This is a genomic window from Janthinobacterium sp. PAMC25594 (genome assembly GCF_019443505.1).
Taxonomy (GTDB): domain Bacteria; phylum Pseudomonadota; class Gammaproteobacteria; order Burkholderiales; family Burkholderiaceae_D; genus Janthinobacterium.
The window spans coordinates 4,559,298-4,578,803 of sequence record NZ_CP080377.1; the positions used below are offsets into that span (position 1 = coordinate 4,559,298).

Consider the following 19,506-nt stretch of genomic DNA (forward strand, 5'->3'; position numbering starts at 1 on the left):
CGCTGGCGGGCAGTGCTTTTTTAGCTCCGTCCGCCAGGCAAGGGGAGGGTCAGGATACCTGTTTTGACGGCGCCACCAGGCGCGCGCTGGCCGCCACCAGCAGCAGCGCGGCGCCCAGCATGGCGAAGGCGATATTCAGGCTGGTGGCGTGCGCCACGAAGCCGATGACGGCCGGACCGGCCAGGATGCCCGCATAGCCGATGGTGGTGATGGCCGCCACCGCCAGGCTGGCCGGCATGGCACGCTGGTTGCCGGCGGCCGTGAACAGGATGGGCACGATGTTCGCCGCGCCCAGGCCGATCAGCACGAAGCCGGCCATGGCCAGGCTGGCGTGCGGCGCCAGCACGGCCAGGAAGAAGCCTGCCGCCGCGCACAGCCCGCCAAAAGTAAGCACCCGCTTGCCGCCAAAGCGGCTGACCACCTTGTCGCCCGTGAAGCGGCCCAAGGTCATGGCGATGGCGAAGGCGGCGTAGCCGAGGCCACCCTTGGCTTCTTCCACGCCGCGCGTGGTGGTGAGGAACAGGGCGCTCCAGTCGAGGATGGCGCCTTCGGCCAGGAAGACGATAAAGCACAGCAGGCCGATGAAAATGACGGCGCCATGCGGCATGACGAACAGCGGCGTCTTTTCGCCCGAGGCGGACGCCGTCGGCAGCAGATGGCCTTGCGCCGCGCCCAGCACGCCGCACAGCAGCAGCATCACCACCACACAGGACCAGGCCGGCGTCAGGCCCAGCCACAGCAGCAGGGCCATGCAGGCCGCACCGGCAAAGCCGCCCACGCTGAACAGCGCATGAAAACCCGACATCATGGCGCCGCCATTGGCCTTTTCGATGATCACGGCCTGGATGTTGATGGCCACGTCGAACGTGCCCATGGCCGCGCCGAACACCAGCAGCACCAGGCCCAGTTGCAGCGGCGTGGCGGCCAGCGCCAGGCCGGGCAGGATGGCGGTCAGCAGCAAGCCGGCGCCGACGATGACCTTGCGGCAGCCGAAGCGTGCCGCGAGCATGCCCGTAAACGGCATCGCGCACAGCGAACCGGCGCCCAGGCACAGCAGCAAGATGCCGAGCGTGGCTTCATCGAGGCCCAGGCGCGACTTGGCGTAGGGAACTAAAGGTGCCCAGGCGGCCATGCCGAGGCCGGCGGCAAAAAAGACCAGGCGCGTGGCGCGTTGTTGCAAGGTGCCGGTGAGATGCATGGGAGAGCTTTTCAAGAGTCGGGTGGATAAAATCAGGCGCGGGCGCGCAGCACTTGCACGCCCAGCCGTTGAAAGGCGGCCACATGGGCCGAGTCGGCATCGGCTTCCAGCACCAGGTGCTGCAGCAAGCCCGTGGCCAGCACGCCGAAGGGCGCGGCCGTGCCCAGCTTGTCGCTGGTGACGGCGACCACGACGGCCTTGCTGGCGCCGGCGATGCTGCGCTTGAATTCGGCCTCGTCGTAGTTGAACGCTGTCACGCCCGCGTCCGCGTCGGCGCCGCAAGCACCGAGGAAACACAGGTCGGGATGCATGCGTTCGACGGTGCGCAGCGCCTGCGGGCCCAGGCTGGCGCCGGCGCGGCGGTCGACCCTGCCGCCAGCCATGATCAGCTCGATTTCCGGGCGCTCCATCAGCGCCATGGCGATCGCGGGGGCATTCGTGATGACAGTGAGCGCCAACTCTGGCAAGGCGCCGGCGATGGCCAGGTTAGTCGACCCCGCATCGAGAAACAGCACCTGGCCCGCGCGCACGAGGGACACGGCGGCCTGCGCCAGGCGCGCCTTGCGTTCTGGCGCTTCCTGCTTGCGCTGCGTCAAGGTGCCACCGTCGGGCGCCAGCGGCAGGGCGCCGCCATACACGCGCTGGCACAGGCCGGCCGCCGCCATCTCGCGCAGGTCGCGCCGTATCGTATCTTCGGACACGTCGAGCTGGCGCGCCAGGTCCAGCGCCAGCACGCGGCCGTCGGCGTGCAATTGTTGCTGGATCAGCGCGTGGCGTTGTTTGAGGAGCAGGGTGGCGGACATGGGTATATTTCTAAAACGTGCAGGAATGTGCATGAATATACGCAAACGTGCAAAACGAGTCAAGGTGACTTTTGTGTGCGTGCTGGTATTGCCGTAGGGATATGGAGTGCGTACAGTTGGGAAAAATGGAACAAACAAAGGAAACCATGTTCTCCAGTAAATTGTTAATGGCAACCTTGCTGGGCCGCGTGATGCGCCGCAGTGGGTGGGGTGTCCTGGGCATGCTGATCGTTTTTAATGCACTGCATTGGAAGCGCCACGGCACGCTGGACTGGAGCGACATACGCGCTTCCCTGCTCGTGCTGCTGGCCTATCTGGTGGTTTCCATGCTGATGGAATACAAGCGCCTGCGTGACGAAGAACGGGCCTTGGTGCGGACAAACGCCGCAGACTAAAGCACTGCTGGTGCTCAGGGCGCCGTCAGCCGTTCCAGCTCGGCCAGCCAGCGCAGCGCGTGTTCGCGGCTGCTGCCGCACATCTCTTCGGACGGCTGCAAGCCGCCGCAAAAGGCGGGCCGCTCCGGCTGACCAAAGATCTTGCAGCGGTTGTCGTCGGCCAGCTGCACGCAGCGCACGCCTGCGGGTTTTCCATCCGGCATGCCGGGAATCGGGCTGGTGATGGACGGTGCGGTGCAGCAGGCGCCGCAGGATGGGCGGCATGCCAAGGTGGCGGAAGATGACATGGGAGTTCATGCGAGCGGGGGAGGAGCCGACAGTATAGCAAGCCGGCCCCCGTGTCTCGCCAGGGTGGTGTTTAGCGCACGATGCTGACGCGCTTGCCCGACAGGGTGCGGCGGGCCGGATCGCCGTGCACGGTGATGCGGCCGGAACCGCTGGTGCGGGCATTGACTTCATTCTGGACGGTGACATCGATGTCGCCGGAACCGTTGCTCGCCAGATAGGCAACGTCGCTGCGCAGGGCCGCCAGGTTGATATCGCCCGAGCCATTCACGTTGGCGTCGAGGCGCTGTACGGCGCCGCTGGCGCTGATGCTGCCCGAGCCGTTAAGCGCCACGTTGATGCGTTCGCCGCGCAGGCTGCCCAGCTGGATGTTGCCCGAACCGTTCTGCACCGCGTCGGTGTTGCCGCTGGCGAGGGCCGCCGCGTTGATGCTGCCCGAGCCATTGTTGGCCACGTCGAAGCGTCCCACCGTGCCCGACAATTCGCTTTTCATCGAACCGCGTTGCTCCAGGCTGAAATCATCGCCATTGAAACCGCTGGCCACCAGGCGGCCCGAGCCGGAAATGCGGATCTTCTTCAATTGCGGCGTCGTGTAGATGACGTGAATGCCATTGCTGCTGCGAATGTTCGTATCGCTCCAGATGCGCAGGGTGTTGCCGCTCACTTCACTATGGATGTGCGGCTGCAGATTGCTGTCCGCTTCGATCACCAGCGATGTTGCCGGGCCGACGCGCACGTCGATCTTGATGTCGATGCGCTTCATGCTGTCGATGTCGAGCGTGTTGATATTGCTGACCTGGCGCACGTCGCGGCTCACTTGCTCGTTGCCCTGGATGGCATTGCCGCCCGATTCGGCATAGCGCACTTCGCCATCATTGGGGCTGATGACGATGGCGCAACCGCCAAGGGCAACGGCACAGCACAGGGCCAGCAAGGTACGCATGGTGTTTCCTTTATGATTGTTGTAGTTCAGGACAAGAAAAAAGCCGGCTACCGCGCCGCGGTTGCCGTGCTGTCGATGGCAAGATAGCAAATCCGACACGCTTGCTGAGTGGAAATGCGATGAACTGCGCAAAACGGGGGCTGAAACGCATTCCGGTTCACCCGGTGCGACAGGGTCCGGCGCCAGAGGAGGTGTCGCCAACGCCGGCACGGAGCGTACAATACCCGTGTTCGGCGTGCCGGGCGGTGCCCCGCGTCGTGCCAGTGGCCTGCGCTTGACCTTGGCGGTAGACAGGTCTACTATTAATGACTCAAAAGTAAGTTACTTGGAAAGACACATGCAAGCCCCGATTGATACCAAGCCCCGCTGGGAGCGGCGCAAGGATGCCCGCCCACAGGAATTGCTCGCCGCCGCCCTCGACCTGTTTGTCGAACGGGGCTTCGCATCGACGCGCCTGGAGGATGTGGCCAAGCGGGCCGGCGTGTCGAAAGGCACGCTGTACCTGTACTTTGAGAATAAACAAGAGCTGTTCAAGGCCGTGGTGCGCGACAATATCGTGCAGTCGATCGGCGAGGCGGAAGACAGCATGGCCGCCTCGGACAGCAGCAGCGCCGAGTTGTTGCGCAAGGTGATGATGCAGTGGTGGGAAGAGTTCGGCGCCACGAAACTGGCCGGCTTGACCAAGCTGATGCTGGCCGAAGCGAACAATTTCCCGGAACTGGCGCAGTTTTACAACGAAGAAGTCGTCACGCGCGGCAATGCCCTGATCGTCAGCCTGCTGGAACGGGGCATGCAACGCGGCGAATTCCGCCAGGTCGATCCCGTGCTGGTCAGCACCATCCTCAGCGCGCCCGTCACCATGCTCATGATGTGGACGCACTCCTTTGTGCCGTGCGAGGTCAAGAATATCGATCCGCTCGCCTATATGGATGCGTTTATCGACATGAGCGTGCGCAGCCTGCAGGTGGAGGCGCCTGGAAAAAGCTGATGCGCTGAGCCTGCTTCCACCGTTCAGTTGCCCCTTTTCCAAGGTTCGCCCCCCCAAATCTGCAGATCGTCGCAAATTTCCTCCATTCCCCGCCTTTATGGTTAACATGTGCTTTCAGCCAGTTCAACGATAAAATGGCGGATTATTACTTCACTTACCGAGTCCAAAGATGAATATCGAACAAGCCCGCTTCAATATGATCGAACAGCAGATCCGTCCATGGGACGTACTGGATCTCGACGTGCTGGAGCTGTTGAACGTGGTCAAGCGTGAAGATTTCGTGCCGGCCGCCTATAAAAACCTGGCCTTCGTCGATACGGAAATTCCACTGGGCGGCGGCGAATGCATGTTGACGCCAAAGCTGGAAGCGCGCATTTTGCAAGACGTAGCCGTCAAGAAGCATGAAAATGTGCTGGAGATCGGCGCCGGTAGCGGCTATATGGCCGCTTTGCTGGCGCACAAGGCACGCCATGTGACGAGCGTGGAAATCGTTCCCCAATTGAAAACCCTGGCCGAGCAGAACCTGGCCGCCAACGGCGTGACGAACGTCACCGTGGAACTGGGCGACGGCGCCCAAGGCTGGAGCAAGGGTGCGCCGTACGACGTGATCGTCGTGTCCGGCTCCCTGGCCGTGTTGCCGGAAGCACTGTTGCAACAAGTCAAAGTCGGCGGCCGCATCCTGGCCATCATCGGCGAAGCGCCGATCATGTCGGCGCACCTGATCACGCGCAGCTCGGACAAGGCTTATGACACGCGCAAGCTGTTTGAAACCAATGTCACGCCGCTGCAAGCGGTGGCACCGTCGCATTTCCAGTTCTGAGGCGACCGATTCGATGGAGCATTTGAGTGCACCGCAGCTGGCCGCCTGGCTGGCTGACCCTTCCCGCCCGCGTCCTGTTTTGCTGGACGTGCGGGAACAGTGGGAGTTCGATCTGTGCCACCTCGACGGGGCCACCCTGATGCAGATGAACTCGATTCCTGCGCGCATCGATGACCTCGATGAAGACGCCGAGATCGTCTGCATCTGCCATCACGGCATGCGCAGCATGCAGGTGGCGGCCTTCCTGGAGCGCAATGGTTTTGGCAAGATCAGTAATTTGACGGGCGGTGTGCATGCCTGGGTGCTGCAAGTCGACAGCGCGATGCCGAAATACTAAGTTAATTCGCAGTAGATGCACCCAGGCATGTTTTCCTGCATGCCTGCGGAGGCCTGTACCCCGCTGATCCGGCGGGCGCAAGGCATGCGGTAGCAGATTTTTGATTCCATCAACTTTTGACGACTCCAACGGAGAAATGCAATGCGGAAACCCCTTATCGCCGTGCTGATGACCAGCGCCTTTGTCTCGATGACATGCTCGCTGCAAGCGCAGGCGGCCGATCTCATCCAGGTGTACCAGCAGGCGCTGGCCAATGACGCGCAGTACGCCAGTGCGCGCGCGGCCCTGTCGGCCGGGATGGAGCGGGTTCCGCAGGGGCTGGCAGGCTTGCTGCCGCAAGTGTCCGCCTCGGGCAGCAATACGCGCAATAACATCGAGCCGATCACCAGCACGATCTCCATGCCCACGGTCAAGGTGCACACGAATAGCTACAATCTGACCCTGGCGCAGCCGCTGTTCCGCTGGGACCGCTGGGAAACGTATCAGCAAAGCAAACTGGCGCAGGCGATAGCCGAAGCGCAATTTGCACAGGTGCAGCAAGACCTGATCACGCGTGTGGCGCAGGCGTATTTCGACGTGCTCAGCGCGCAAGACAACCTGGGCGCGACGCAGGCGCAAAAGGTCGCCACGACGGAGCAGCTGGCATCGGCCAAGCGCAACTTCGAAGTCGGCACGCAAACGATTACCGACACGCATGAAGCGCAGGCGGCCTACGACCTGGTGGTGGCGCAGGAATTTGCCGCCATCAATGACCTGGCCAACAAGCGCAGCGCGCTGCAAACCATCATCGGCGAGGCCCCGGCATCGCTGGCGCCGATGCGTACGGGCGTCGTCCTCAGCGCGCCGGAACCGGCCGCCATCGAGCCGTGGGTGAGCTCGGCGGAAGAGCAGAACTACGGCGTCGTCACGGCCCAGTTCAACGTGGAATCGGCCAAGCGCGACATCGGCCGCAACCGCGCCGGCCACTATCCGACGCTGGACCTGATCGCCAACGCGGGCCATACCTATACGACGGGCGGCGGTAACGGCAATTCCAACAACAACGCCATCGGCGTGCAGTGGAGCATCCCGATTTTCAGCGGCTTTGCCGTTACCAGCAAGGTGCGCGAATCGATTGCGCTGGAAAACAAGGCCCGCAACGACCTGGAAACGGCACGCCGCACGGCATCGCAGGGCGCGCGCCAGGCTTTCCTGGGCGTCAATAGCGGCCTGGCGCAAGTCAAGGCGCTGGAAGCGGCGGAAGTGTCGAGCAAATCGGCGCTGGAGTCGAACCAGCTCGGTTACCAGGTGGGCGTGCGCATCAATATCGACGTGTTGAATGCACAGAAACAATTGTTCTCGACGCAAAAAGACCTGTCGAAAGCGCGCTACGACACCATCATGAACGGCTTGCGCCTGAAGGCGGCGGCCGGCACCCTGAAGGAAACGGATTTGATGCCCGTCAACGCCTTGCTCGACAAGTAAGCGCGCTCTTGCTTTGAATGAAAACCAGCACCGGTGACGGCGCTGGTTTTTTTTCGTCTTGAGGTGTTGTCACACGGCGCGGCTGTTGGCGATCTGTGTGAGTACAACACCGGCCACCACCAGGCCCGCGCCGGCCCAGTGCAGCGGAGAAATATGCTTGACGGCAAAACCCAGCAAGCCGTAGCGGTCGATGGCCAGCGCGGCCAGCATTTGTCCGCCGATGACGGCCGCCATGAAGGGGCCGGAGCCCATGCGCGGCGCCAGCATCAGCGCGGCCGTAATATAAAACATGCCGGCCGCGCCGCCCAGCCAGGACCAGCCGGGCCCGCGCACGGCGAGGTGAAAATCGGGCGCCGGCACTCTCCAGAGCAGCATCACCAGTGAAGCGAGCATGGCGCTGACGGCCAGCGAGGCGAGCGTGGCCCACAACGGGTGGCCCAGGTTGCGGCCCAGTGCGGCATTCGCGCCCGCCTGGAAGGGGACGACGGCGCCGGCCAGCATGGCCAGCGGGGCAAACAGGGTGATCCATCCGTTCATGTAGGACTCCATGCGTGTTGAGTTGATGGCGTCATCGTATTATGCTGTGATGATTAAATCCAATTCGTAATTTGTCATCCAACTATGCACCAAATGAATAATCTGCGCGCCGTCGATCTGAACTTGCTGGTGATCCTGGAAGCGCTGCTCAGCGAGCGCCATTTGTCGCGCGCGGCCGAACGCCTGCACATGAGTCAGCCTGCCGTCAGCCATGCGCTGGCGCGCTTGCGCCATTTGCTGGACGATCCGCTGCTGCTGCGCGGCAAGGGCGGCTTCCAGCCCACGGCGCGCGCACTGGAATTGGCGCGGCCGCTGGCCGAAGCGCTGCAAAGCGTGCGCTCCGTGCTGGGTGGCGCCGTTTTCGAGGCGGCCACGGCGCAGCGCGTGTTTCGTCTGGCGATGTCGGATTACGGCGCGGCGTTGCTCTTGCCGCGCTTGTTGCGCCGCTTGCGCGTGGAAGCGCCCGGCATCGACGTGGCCGTCAGCTACGCCAGCCGTCCTGCCGTGATCGCTGGCGTGCAGGATGGCGAGATCGACCTGGCGCTGGGCGTGTTCCCGCAACTGCCCGAGCATTTACATAGAGAAACCCTATTCGAGGAAACATTCGTGTGCGCGCTGGACCCGGCCAGCCTGGCGCCGGGCGAAGCGCTGAGTCTGGAGGCATACCTGGCGCGCCCGCACGTGCTGGTGGCATCCAGCGAGGGGGGCATGGCGGCCGAAGTGGACGCGGCGCTGGCTCAGCTGGGCCAGGCGCGCCGCATCGCCGTGCGCGTGCCGTACTGGACGGTCGCACCCGATGTCGTGATGGGGACGGACATGATTTTGACGGTGGCGCGGCGCGCCTTGCACGGCAGCGCGGCGCAAGGGCTGGCGCAGCATTCTGCGCCGTTTGCCATCGCGCCGTTTGCGTTTGAAGCGATACGGCACCGCCGCACGGACGGTGATGCGGGCATCGCCTGGCTGCGCGCGGCCGTTGCAACGGCCGCCGGGCCAGGCTGAGGACTTACAGGCCGCCGCCCTGGCCGTCGAACTTGCGCTCGATCAATTCGATCTTGTAGCCGTCCGGATCGGTGATGAAGGCGATGACGGTATTGCCGCCCTTGACGGGGCCCGGTTCGCGCGTGACGTTGCCGCCATTCGCGCGTGCCGCGTCGCAGGCGGCGACGATGTCGTCGGCCGAGATGGCGATGTGGCCATACGCCGTGCCCAGCTCGTAGCTGGTGGTGCCATAGTTATACGTCAGTTCCAGTTCCGCGTGGTCGGGGTTCGAACCATAGCCGACGAAGGCCAGCGTGTACTGGTATTCGGGATTGTCGCTGGTGCGCAGCAACTTCATGCCCAGGACCTTGGTGTAAAAATCGATGGAGCGCTGCAGGTCGCCGACCCGTAACATGGTGTGCAAAATACGCATCGTGAATCCTTGATGGTGATAGGGGAATGGCAGGATTTTATGCGGTTTATGGCTTTCTTGCCGAGACCGCCCCGGCTGCCCTGGTGCAGGACAGCCGCAGACGGTGACCTTGGTGCCTCTGGATTTACTCCAGACGGGCGTCCAGGGTGATTTCCGTGGCCAGCAATTTGGACACGGGGCAACCGAGCTTGGCGCGCAGTGCCACATCCTGGAACGCTGCGTCGGTGGCGCCGGGAATGGTGGCCACCAGGGTCAGGTGCACGGCCGTGATGGCATAGCTGCCATCGATTTTTTCCAGGCTGACATCGGCCGTGGTTTTCAGGGCCGTGGCGCGCAAGCCCGCCTCGCCCAGCTGGCCGGACAAGGCCATGGTGAAGCAGGCGGCGTGGGCGGCGCCGATCAGTTCTTCCGGATTGCTGCCGGGACCGTCTTCGAAGCGCGTGTTGAAACCATATGCCACATTGTCGAGCGCGCCGCTTTCGGTGGAAATGAAACCTTTGCCATCTTTAAGGCCGCCACTCCAGACGGCTGATCCTGTTTTTTTCATTATGTACTCCTTGCGTGGTTCGAAGGTCCATCATGCGCGCCATGCCCTTGCGCTTCCGTTCGTTGCGTCACACAGGGGGCGAATGCGTGGCGCCAAGGCATACACGGCGCGGAGTCGGCAAAGTCGCGGTGCCTGACAGTTCGACTCAGCGCGCCTTCTTTGGTTCCAGATGCGCGTCGGGGCGGGCCTGTTGCGGCGCGGCCGGCTTGACTTTTTCCACGCCGGGCTGGGCGTGGCGGTCCGTGTCGACCAGGCCCTGTTCCAGGTCGCTGGCCGCCTGTTGCATGATCTTGCGCGGATGCACGTTCTGCGCATCGGGCGATTCGTCGCGCTCATGCGGCAGACGGTCGACACCGTCATTCTGGACCTTTGCATCGGTATTGATCTTGCGTTCGCTATGCTGGCTAACCATATGGCCTCCTGACAATAAAGTGCAACCAGTGTCCTGCCGCGCCAGGCCGTCTGCAAGCGAATTTGTCCATGCAGGGAGCGCTGGCGCACGCATGGACGATTCTTTTTCTGCGCTACACTGCGTGCAACACCAAGAACGCCCCTTGCGGGCACACGGCAGCCGCACTATACTGTGCATATATACAGTATCATGCGATGCCGGCGTGCGACGCGACAGCCTGGGGCGGTTTGCCACCGAATTCACTACCGAGACTCATATGCCCGTCGATACACACGCCGAACAACGCGCCGAACAGCCAGCCGCGACCTTGCCAGCCCCGGGCGAGCGCTTTAACCTGGGCGCCAAGACCATCGCCCTGGTCGTGCGCCAGAATACGGATGGCATTGCCGAGCCCGTGAAAAGCATCGTCGATTTCCTGCAAGTGCTGGGCCACACGGTGGTCTTCGAGGCGGAGACGGCCGCGCATCTGAACCTGGCGTTTCCCGGCGTGCGCGCCATGTCGCCGGCCGAGATCGGCGCCGCCGCCGATTGCGCCATCGTCATGGGCGGCGACGGCACCATGCTGGGCATTGCGCGCCAGCTGGCGCCATTCGACGTTCCCTTGATCGGTATCAATCAAGGACGCCTGGGTTTCATGACCGATATCCCGCTCGAGCGCATGCTGCCCGTGCTGGCGCAAATTCTCGGCGGCCGCTTCAAGGCCGAACGCCGCACCTTGCTCGAAGGCAGCGTGCTGCGCGACGGCGAGTCGATTCACGTGGGCATGGCCGTCAACGATGTCGTCGTCTCGCGCGGGGGCGGTGCCGGCATGGCCGAATTGCGTGTCGAAGTCGACGGCCACTTCATGTACAACCAGCGTTCGGATGGCCTGATCATTTCCACGCCCACGGGCTCGACCGCGTACTCGCTGTCGGCCGGCGGCCCCTTGCTGCATCCGACCCTGGGCGGCATCGTGCTCGTGCCGATCGCTCCGCATGCGCTGTCGAACCGCCCCATCGTCTTGCCCGATTCCAGCCAGATCGTCGTGGAAATCGTGCGCGGGCGCGATATCAGCGTCAATTTCGACATGCAGACCTTTGCCAGCCTGGTGCAGCAAGACCGCATCCTCATCCGCCGTTCGCCGCACACGATTACCTTCCTGCATCCGGAAGGGTGGAGTTACTACAACACCCTGCGTGAAAAATTGCACTGGAATGAGTACCCGTCGGGCGAGGGCAAGCTCAGCTAACATTTTATCCACGTCAACCCGCGGTGCGCCGCCTAACCACAGAAGCCATGCTCCATACACTGTCCATTCGCGATTTTGTCATTGTCGATACCATTGAACTGGAATTTTCCGCCGGCTTCAGCGTGCTGACGGGTGAGACGGGCGCCGGCAAGTCTATCCTCATCGATGCGCTGACCCTGGCCTTGGGCGGGCGCGGCGACGCCAGCGTGGTGCGCGAAGGCGCGGCCAAGGCCGACATCACGGCCGATTTTTCCGTCAGCGAGGTGGCGCAGGCCTGGCTGGTGGCCAATGAATTCGCCAACGACGATGGCGGCGCCCTGCTGCGCCGCGTGATCGACAATGCGGGCCGCTCGAAGGCGTATATCAACGGCATTCCCGCCACGGCCGCGCAGTTGCGCGAACTGGGCGACATGCTGGTCGATATCCACGGCCAGCACGCGCACCAGTCGCTGCTGAAAAGCGAGGCGCAGCGCGCCCTGCTCGACGGCCAGGCGACGGCGCGCGAAGCGGGCGTGGAGCACGATGCGCGGCAGGTGGCGGCGCTGCACAAGCGCTGGCGCGCCCTCGTGCGCCAGCGCGAAGAATTCGAAACCAACGCCGCCAACGTGCTGTACGAGCGCGAACGCCTGGAATGGCAAGTGGGCGAACTGGAAAAACTGGCGGCCAAGCCCGGCGAGTGGACGGAGATCACGAACGAGCACAGCCGCCTGTCACATGCGGCCAGCCTGCTGGAAGGGGCGCAGGAAGCGCTGTCCCTCATTTCCGAGTCGGAAGACCATCCGATCGTGTCGCAACTGTCGGCCCTGAACCAGAAGCTGGGCAAGCTGGTGTCCGTCGATGCGGAATTGCAGCCGATCGTCGACCTGATCGAATCGTCGCGCATCCAGCTGCAGGAATCCGTGTACGCGCTGAACAATTATCTGGACCGCGTGGAACTGGACCCGGAGCGCCTGCACCAGCTCGATGCGCGCATGGAAGCGATGCACAGCACGGCCCGCAAATTTCGCGTCACGCCCGAAGAGCTACCCGAGGAACACGCCAAGCTGTCGGAAAAGCTGCAGCACCTGGCCGACGCTTCCGATATCGAAGGCTTGCTGCGTCAGGAGGCGAAGATCGAAGCGGAATATCGCGTCGTGGCGGGTCGCCTGTCGGCCACGCGCCAGGCGGCGGCAGTGGAACTGGGGCACGCCGTCACGCGTGCCATGCAGGAACTGAGCATGACGGGCGGCAGCTTCGAGATCGCCCTGCACCCGTGCGCACCGGCCGCGCACGGCCTCGAGCAGGTGGAATTCCTCGTCGCCGGCCATGCGGGCACGGCGCCCCGCTCCTTGGCCAAGGTGGCGTCCGGCGGCGAACTGGCGCGCATCGCGCTGGCCATTTCCGTCATCACCTCGCACGCCACCACCACGCCGACCCTGATCTTCGACGAGGTCGACAGCGGCATCGGCGGCGCCGTCGCCGAAGTGGTGGGGCGGCTGCTGAAACGCCTGGGGCAGGGACGCCAAGTGCTGTGCGTGACCCATTTGCCGCAAGTGGCCAGCCAGGCGAACCAGCATTTCCAGGTTGCAAAAAGCACCCTGGACAACGGCAAGACGGCGTCGCGCATCGACATGCTCGATGCCAAGGCCCGCGTGGAAGAAGTGGCGCGCATGCTGGGCGGCCTGGAAATCACGGCCACCACGCGCAAGCATGCACGCGAATTGCTGGCGATTTAATTCGTGGCTGTGGGCAGACCGGGGTCAGACCCGCTGGGTCTGACCCCAGCCTTTGCTTGTGGGCTAATCGTGTCAACAGCCATCGTTCCTTGGGGGGCTGACTCTTGGAGGTATTCGCGCTGAGCTTGACGTTAGCGGCATTGAGGGTCTGACCCCAGCAGTTAATGCAACTATAATAACTGCCTAATCCATCCAACGCCTTCGAAGAGCTTTCATGTCATTTCAAACAGAACCGCCGTACACGCATGGCAGCATCGACCGCAGCGCCGTGGTGCTGGTTAACCTGGGCACGCCCGATGCGCCGACCTCGTCGGCCGTGCGGCGCTACCTGAAGCAATTTTTGTCCGACCCGCGCGTGGTCGAGATTCCCCGCCTGGTCTGGTGGTTCATTTTGAACCTGATCATCTTGCCGTTCCGCTCGGGTCAGTCGGCCAAGAAATATGCATCGATCTGGACGCGCGAGGGCTCGCCCCTGAAAGTGCATACGCAAAAGCAGGCGAAACTGCTGGCCGGCGCGCTGGCCGAGCGGGGCCACGACGGCGTGACGGTGGCCATGGCCATGCGCTATGGTTCGCCTTCCCTGCCCGAAGTGCTGGCCAGGCTGAAAAGCGAAGGCTGCGAGCGCATCGCCATCTTGCCTGCGTATCCGCAATACTCGGGCACGACGACGGGTTCCATCTACGACGCCGTGTTTGCCCATTACGCCACCGTGCGCAATGTGCCGGAATTGCGTTTTATTAAGCAGTATCACGAGCACGACACGTATATCGACGCCCTGCGCGATTCCGTGCTGAACCAATGGGAAGCGCATGGCCGTCCGGAAAAACTGGTGATGAGTTTTCATGGCGTGCCCAAGCGCACCTTGCTGCTGGGCGACCCCTACCACTGCCAATGCCTGAAAACGGCGCGGCTGCTGGCGGAAAAGTTAAAATTGACAAAGGATCAATATTTGGTGACCTTCCAGTCGCGCTTCGGCAAGGCCGAATGGCTGCAGCCGTACACGGCGCCCACCTTGGTGGCGCTGGCGCAACAGGGTGTCAAGCGCGTCGACCTGCTGTGTCCGGGTTTTACCAGCGATTGCCTGGAAACGCTGGAAGAGATCGCCATGGAAGCGAAGCACGATTTCGAGGCGGCTGGCGGCCAGCAGTTTCATTACATCGCTTGCCTGAACGAAACGCCAGCCTGGATCGCGGGCATGGCGGAAATTGCCGAACAGCACATGATTGGCTGGCCGACGATGAAGACGGCGCCGCAGCGCGAAGCGGACAAGAAAACGGGCGAAAGGGCGCGCGAGGCGGCGCTGGCCCTGGGCGCGGCGAATTAACAAATGTTAATTTTTTGACAGTTATGAGCCGCGCTTGCGCGGCTTTGTCATGTCTGGCGCGACAAAAGTACTATCCAGATAGCAACGCCGCCAGTGGCGATGGCGGCGGCGGGGCTGGTAGAATGCCCGCTTTGCCGTGGGAAGCCTGGAAAATCAAGGGGGCGCGCGCACGGATCGCTGGCCGAAATGGGTAGTGTTTTGTAATAAGCTGTAACATGGATCGCTGTAATTCTGGTTTTGCCATGCATACCCCTTGAAACAATAGGATATAGCCCCATCTGCCCGTTAGTGTTGTAAAGATAGTTAGACTAACTCATTTAAGTCATTGATTGTAGGAGCTTTTCAGATGCAAGATCAGGAAAACCAAGCTGTACCTAATCCGCAAGCGGACGCCGCGGCTCCCGCAGAGCCTACTTTGGAAGAGCAGCTGGCGAGTACCGAAGCGCGTCTTGCAGAGATGCACGATGCCTTCATGCGCGCCAAGGCTGATGGCGAAAATATTCGCCGCCGCGCGCAGGAAGATGTTGCTAAAGCGCATAAATTCGCAGTGGAAAGCTTTGCCGAAGCCATGGTGCCGGTGAAAGACAGCCTGGAAACGGCGCTGACGGTGGAAGCACCGACCATCGAATCGCTGAAAGAAGGCGTCGAGATGACCCTGAAGCAATTGAATGCCGCGTTCGAGCGCAACCGCCTGGTGGAAGTGTTGCCGGTGCAGGGTGAAAAGCTCGATCCGATGAAACACCAGGCCGTTGCCGTGGTGCCAGCGGAGCAGGAAGCCAATACCATCGTGTCAGTCCTGCAAAAGGGCTATATGATTGCGGACCGCCTGCTGCGTCCAGCCATTGTCACGACCGCGCAAGCAAAATAATCAGAGTGCGGCATCAAGCAAGCCTTGAAACCATGCCGCTTTGCCACATATAAGAACCATCTGAAATCTAGCAAATAAAAGGAAAAAAATCATGGGTAGAATTATCGGTATCGATCTGGGAACCACGAATTCCTGCGTTTCCATCATGGAAAACGGTCAACCAAAGGTAATCGAAAACGCTGAAGGCGCACGCACGACGCCGTCGATTATTGCTTATCAAGAAGATGGCGAAATTCTCGTCGGCGCGCCGGCGAAACGTCAGGCTGTGACCAATCCGAAAAACACGCTGTACGCAGTCAAGCGTTTGATCGGTCGCAAGTTTGACGAAAAAGAAGTCCAGAAAGACATCGCGCTGATGCCGTACCAAATCATGAAAGCCGACAACGGCGATGCATGGATCGGCGTACGCGACAAAAAACTGGCGCCGCCACAAATTTCGGCTGAAGTGCTGCGCAAGATGAAGAAAACGGCAGAAGACTACCTCGGTGAAGAAGTCACCGAAGCCGTCATCACCGTGCCTGCGTACTTCAACGACTCGCAGCGTCAAGCGACCAAGGATGCCGGCCGTATCGCTGGTCTGGACGTCAAGCGCATCATCAACGAGCCAACCGCGGCAGCGCTGGCGTTCGGCCTGGACAAGACCGAAAAAGGCGACCGTAAAATCGCCGTGTATGACTTGGGTGGTGGTACGTTCGACGTGTCGATCATCGAAATCGCAGATGTTGATGGCGAGAAACAATTTGAAGTGCTGTCGACCAACGGCGACACCTTCCTGGGTGGCGAAGACTTCGACCAACGCATCATCGATTACATCATCGACGAGTTCAAGAAGATCAACGGCATCGATCTGAAAAAAGATCCGATCGCTCTGCAGCGCATCAAGGCTTCCGCCGAGCGCGCGAAGATCGAATTGTCGTCGTCGCAACAAACCGAGATCAACGAGCCGTACATCGCCATGGCGAACGGCGCACCGGTCCACCTGAACCTGAAGATGACCCGCGCCAAGCTGGAGTCGCTGGTGGAAGAACTGATCATCGCGACGATGGAACCATGCCGCATCGCCATCAAAGATGCTGGCGTGAAAGTGTCGGACATCGATGACATCATCCTGGTCGGCGGCATGACGCGTATGCCGAAGGTACAGGAAAAAGTGAAGGAATTCTTCGGCAAAGATCCACGCAAAGACGTGAATCCGGACGAAGCCGTGGCAGTGGGCGCAGCGATTCAAGGTTCGGTCCTGTCGGGCGAACGCAAAGATTTGCTGTTGCTGGACGTCACCCCTCTGTCCCTGGGTATCGAAACCCTGGGCGGCGTGATGACCAAGATGATCCACAAAAACACGACGATTCCGACCAAGTTCAGCCAGGTATTCTCGACGGCCGACGACAATCAGCCTGCGGTGACCATCAAGGTCTTCCAGGGTGAGCGCGAAATCGCCGCCGGCAACAAAGGCCTGGGTGAATTCAATCTGGAAGGTATTCCACCATCGTCGCGCGGTACGCCGCAGATTGAAGTGACCTTCGACATCGACGCCAACGGCATCTTGCATGTCGGCGCGAAAGACAAGGCCACCGGCAAGGAAAACAAGATCACGATCAAGGCCAATTCCGGCTTGACCGAGGCTGAAATCCAGAAGATGGTGAAAGACGCCGAGTTGAACGCGGAAGAAGACAAGAAGGTCAAAGAATTGGCCGAGTCGCGCAACCAGGCCGATGCTCTGGTACACTCGACCCGGAAATCCTTGACCGAATACGGCGACAAGCTCGACGCGGGCGAGAAAGATAAGATCGAAGCGGCGATCACCGACCTGGAAGCAAGCATCAAGGCGGGCGACAAGGCTGAGATCGACACCAAGGTGGAAGCACTGTCGAGCGCATCGCAGAAACTGGGCGAAAAAATGTATGCCGACATGCAAGCGCAGCAAGCTGCCGGCGGCGCGGAAGGTGCACAGCAAGCTGCTGGCGCATCGGACGCAGGCGCCAAGCAAGACGACGTTGTTGACGCTGACTTCAAAGAAGTCAAAGACAGCAAGTAATGTCTTGCGCTCCCATGAACTGGGGGCAGCCGGGCTGAACGCTACATCGCGGAATTAGCCGCGAAGACCGGCCGAGCCGAGTCGTTGCCCAGTGCAGCACTCGACTCGGCTTTTTCGTGTAATTTTTACATCAGTAGATAGACTGCAAGGTGCCGACAACATGGCAAAGCGTGATTTTTACGAGACACTCGGTGTCGCAAAAAATGCTTCGGAAGAAGAGATCAAAAAGTCTTACCGTAAACTGGCGATGAAATACCATCCGGACCGCAATCCGGATAGCAAGGAATCGGAAGAAAAGTTTAAGGAAGTCAAAGAAGCCTACGAGATGCTGACCAATCCGGAAAAGCGCGATGCGTATGACCGTTATGGTCACGCCGGCGTGGACCCGAACATGGGCGGCGGTGGCGGCTTCGGCGGCGGTGCTGGCGGCTTTGCCGACAGCTTCGGCGATATCTTCGGCGACATCTTTGGCGGTGGCGGTGGGCGCAGCCGCAATGCGGGGCCACAGGTGTACCGTGGCGCCGACTTGCGCTACAACCTGGAAATTACACTGGAGCAAGCTGCGCACGGCTTCGACACGACCATCCGCGTGCCGAGCTGGGACAAGTGCGACACGTGCCACGGCAGCGGCGCCAAGCCGGGTACCTCGCCGACCACTTGCGGTACTTGCGGTGGCCACGGCCAGGTGCGCATGCAGCAAGGTTTCTTCAGCATCCAGCAAACGTGTCCGAAATGTCATGGCAGCGGCAAGGTCATCACCGACCCGTGCACGCCATGCGGCGGCGCCGGTCGCATCAAGCGCAACAAGACCCTGGAAGTCAAGATACCAGTCGGTATCGACAACGGCATGCGTATCCGTTCGTCCGGCAACGGCGAACCGGGCACGAATGGCGGTCCGTCGGGCGACCTGTATGTGGAAATCCACATCAAGCCGCACGCCGTGTTCCAGCGCGAAGGCGACGACCTGCATTGCGAAATGCCGATCTCGTTCACCAAGGCGGCCCTGGGCGGTGAAATCGAAGTGCCTACCCTGAACGGCAAAGTGTCGTTCACGATCCCGGAAGGCACCCAGTCGGGCAAGACCTTCCGCCTGAAAGGCAAGGGCATCAAGGGCGTGCGCTCCGGTTACGCGGGCGATCTGTTCTGCCACGTGGCGATCGAAACACCGGTCAAACTGACGGAAAAACAGAAAGACCTGCTGCGCGACTTTGAAAAGTCGACCACCGAGGGCGGTGCCAAGCACAGTCCGCAAAGCAAGACCTGGAAAGACAAGGTCAAGGACTTTTTTGAGTAAGCACACGTAATACCATGCGCCGGGATGCTTCAACATCCCGGCGTTTTTTTCACTACGACTGAATAATGTGCGCACATCGCCGGCCTATGGGCGCGATCTGCCGCCAATGCAGTCGTACTTACACAATGGGAGCGATATGACCGAACCGAAAAATGGCATGGCCCTGGCGGAACTGCTGCAGCGTAACCGCCGCTGGGCCGACTCGATGGTGGCGAAAGACCCGAACTTCTTCAAGAACCTGGAAGCGCAAACGTCGCCCGAATACCTGTGGATCGGCTGCTCCGACAGCCGCGTGCCCGCCAACGAACTGCTGGGCATGGCGCCTGGCGACGTGTTTGTGCACCGCAATATTGCCAACGTGGTCGTGCATTCCGACCTGAATTGCCTGTCCGTCCTGCAATTTGCCGTGGACGTGCTGAAAGTCAAACATGTCATCATCGTCGGCCATTACGGCTGCAAGGGCGTGCATGCGGCCATGACGGGCACGCGCATCGGCCTGGTCGACAACTGGTTGCGCCACGTGCAGGACGTGGGCCAGAAGCACGAACGCTACCTGGGCGACGTGCTGACCAGCCGCCAGCGCGGCGACCGCCTGTGCGAACTCAACGTGGTCGAGCAGGTCTTGAACGTATGCCAGACCACCATCGTGCAAGATGCGTGGGAACGGGGCCAGGAACTCAGCGTCCATGGCTGGGTCTATGGCTTGAAGGATGGCTTGCTGAACGATCTGGAAGTGACGGTCACGGCCGGCCACGAGCTGGCGCCGCGCATGGCGACGCGCCTGGCCCGCTACGAAGCAACGGCGTAAGCAAGCAATGCTGGCGCGGCGCTAACACGCCGCGCATATCCATATCAGAAATGCTTCGTTGGCGGGACGGGCCAGCAGGCATACAGTGGACTTC

At 61.5% G+C, this 19,506-nt stretch carries 21 protein-coding genes; 13 read left to right on the forward strand and 8 right to left on the reverse strand.

The features are described 5' to 3' along the window. Window positions 1–49 precede the first annotated feature (49 nt). Entirely contained in the window at window positions 50–1,198 is a 1,149-nt protein-coding gene (locus tag KY494_RS20410; RefSeq protein ID WP_219888032.1) for an MFS transporter, read from the reverse strand. Window positions 1,199–1,230: 32 nt separating this feature from the next. Further along, window positions 1,231–2,001, reverse strand: coding sequence for a DeoR/GlpR family DNA-binding transcription regulator (locus KY494_RS20415; RefSeq protein ID WP_219888033.1), 771 nt, complete (start codon window positions 1,999–2,001; stop codon window positions 1,231–1,233). 146 nt (window positions 2,002–2,147) lie between these two features. Here KY494_RS20415 and KY494_RS20420 point away from each other — a divergent pair, with 146 nt between their 5' ends. Beyond that, on the forward strand, window positions 2,148–2,396 hold the full coding sequence (locus tag KY494_RS20420; protein ID WP_219888034.1) for a hypothetical protein: 249 nt from the start codon (window positions 2,148–2,150) through the stop codon (window positions 2,394–2,396). Window positions 2,397–2,410: 14 nt separating this feature from the next. On the opposite strand, the gene KY494_RS20425 is transcribed toward KY494_RS20420, so the two are convergent. Further along, window positions 2,411–2,683, reverse strand: a complete 273-nt coding sequence (locus tag KY494_RS20425) for a YkgJ family cysteine cluster protein (protein WP_219888035.1) — start codon at window positions 2,681–2,683, stop codon at window positions 2,411–2,413. 71 nt (window positions 2,684–2,754) lie between these two features. Beyond that, complete coding sequence (locus tag KY494_RS20430; RefSeq protein ID WP_219888036.1) at window positions 2,755–3,624, reverse strand: head GIN domain-containing protein; 870 nt, start codon at window positions 3,622–3,624, stop codon at window positions 2,755–2,757. Window positions 3,625–3,961: 337 nt separating this feature from the next. Here KY494_RS20430 and KY494_RS20435 point away from each other — a divergent pair, with 337 nt between their 5' ends. The 4 genes from KY494_RS20435 (at window position 3,962) to KY494_RS20450 (ending at window position 7,233) form a co-directional block, all read left to right on the forward strand. After that, window positions 3,962–4,612, forward strand: coding sequence for a TetR/AcrR family transcriptional regulator (locus tag KY494_RS20435; protein ID WP_219132533.1), 651 nt, complete (start codon window positions 3,962–3,964; stop codon window positions 4,610–4,612). Window positions 4,613–4,781: 169 nt separating this feature from the next. Continuing rightward, a complete protein-coding gene (locus tag KY494_RS20440; RefSeq protein WP_219888037.1) occupies window positions 4,782–5,432 on the forward strand; it encodes a protein-L-isoaspartate O-methyltransferase in 651 nt (216 codons plus the stop codon). 13 nt (window positions 5,433–5,445) lie between these two features. Continuing rightward, the gene (locus KY494_RS20445; protein WP_219888038.1) at window positions 5,446–5,769 is read left to right on the forward strand and encodes a rhodanese-like domain-containing protein; all 324 of its coding nucleotides are present in this window, start codon (window positions 5,446–5,448) and stop codon (window positions 5,767–5,769) included. Between the two features lie 141 nt (window positions 5,770–5,910). Beyond that, entirely contained in the window at window positions 5,911–7,233 is a 1,323-nt protein-coding gene (locus KY494_RS20450; protein ID WP_219888039.1) for a TolC family outer membrane protein, read from the forward strand. Between the two features lie 69 nt (window positions 7,234–7,302). On the opposite strand, the gene KY494_RS20455 is transcribed toward KY494_RS20450, so the two are convergent. Further along, window positions 7,303–7,770 carry a DMT family transporter gene (locus KY494_RS20455; protein WP_219888040.1) on the reverse strand — a complete coding sequence of 156 codons (468 nt, stop codon included), beginning with the start codon at window positions 7,768–7,770 and terminating at the stop codon, window positions 7,303–7,305. A 93-nt stretch (window positions 7,771–7,863) separates the two neighbouring features. On the opposite strand from KY494_RS20455, the gene KY494_RS20460 reads away from it, so the two are divergent. Continuing rightward, complete coding sequence (locus tag KY494_RS20460; protein WP_219888041.1) at window positions 7,864–8,769, forward strand: LysR substrate-binding domain-containing protein; 906 nt, start codon at window positions 7,864–7,866, stop codon at window positions 8,767–8,769. A 4-nt stretch (window positions 8,770–8,773) separates the two neighbouring features. Here the strand turns inward: KY494_RS20460 and gloA are convergent, their stop codons facing one another. From gloA to KY494_RS20475, 3 genes are all read right to left on the reverse strand, one after another. Beyond that, window positions 8,774–9,181 (reverse strand): lactoylglutathione lyase, encoded by a 408-nt coding sequence (gloA, locus tag KY494_RS20465; protein WP_010401713.1) that lies wholly within the window; start codon window positions 9,179–9,181, stop codon window positions 8,774–8,776. A 124-nt stretch (window positions 9,182–9,305) separates the two neighbouring features. Next, a complete protein-coding gene (locus tag KY494_RS20470; protein WP_099761956.1) occupies window positions 9,306–9,728 on the reverse strand; it encodes an OsmC family protein in 423 nt (140 codons plus the stop codon). Between the two features lie 145 nt (window positions 9,729–9,873). Next, window positions 9,874–10,140: a hypothetical protein gene (locus tag KY494_RS20475; RefSeq protein WP_219888042.1), complete on the reverse strand. Its 267-nt coding sequence runs from the start codon at window positions 10,138–10,140 to the stop codon at window positions 9,874–9,876. Window positions 10,141–10,396: 256 nt separating this feature from the next. On the opposite strand from KY494_RS20475, the gene KY494_RS20480 reads away from it, so the two are divergent. From KY494_RS20480 to can, 7 genes are all read left to right on the forward strand, one after another. Beyond that, window positions 10,397–11,368: an NAD kinase gene (locus tag KY494_RS20480; protein ID WP_232730743.1), complete on the forward strand. Its 972-nt coding sequence runs from the start codon at window positions 10,397–10,399 to the stop codon at window positions 11,366–11,368. A 47-nt stretch (window positions 11,369–11,415) separates the two neighbouring features. Then, a complete protein-coding gene (gene recN / locus KY494_RS20485; RefSeq protein WP_219888043.1) occupies window positions 11,416–13,083 on the forward strand; it encodes a DNA repair protein RecN in 1,668 nt (555 codons plus the stop codon). Between the two features lie 214 nt (window positions 13,084–13,297). Then, the gene (hemH, locus tag KY494_RS20490) at window positions 13,298–14,407 is read left to right on the forward strand and encodes a ferrochelatase (protein ID WP_219888044.1); all 1,110 of its coding nucleotides are present in this window, start codon (window positions 13,298–13,300) and stop codon (window positions 14,405–14,407) included. A 346-nt stretch (window positions 14,408–14,753) separates the two neighbouring features. Continuing rightward, the gene (grpE, locus tag KY494_RS20495; protein WP_071075290.1) at window positions 14,754–15,275 is read left to right on the forward strand and encodes a nucleotide exchange factor GrpE; all 522 of its coding nucleotides are present in this window, start codon (window positions 14,754–14,756) and stop codon (window positions 15,273–15,275) included. Window positions 15,276–15,366: 91 nt separating this feature from the next. Then, window positions 15,367–17,310, forward strand: coding sequence for a molecular chaperone DnaK (gene dnaK, locus KY494_RS20500; protein ID WP_219132542.1), 1,944 nt, complete (start codon window positions 15,367–15,369; stop codon window positions 17,308–17,310). Between the two features lie 160 nt (window positions 17,311–17,470). After that, window positions 17,471–18,604 carry a molecular chaperone DnaJ gene (dnaJ, locus tag KY494_RS20505; protein WP_034745985.1) on the forward strand — a complete coding sequence of 378 codons (1,134 nt, stop codon included), beginning with the start codon at window positions 17,471–17,473 and terminating at the stop codon, window positions 18,602–18,604. A gap of 136 nt (window positions 18,605–18,740) precedes the next feature. Next, complete coding sequence (gene can / locus KY494_RS20510) at window positions 18,741–19,412, forward strand: carbonate dehydratase (RefSeq protein WP_071075293.1); 672 nt, start codon at window positions 18,741–18,743, stop codon at window positions 19,410–19,412. Window positions 19,413–19,506: the final 94 nt, after the last annotated feature.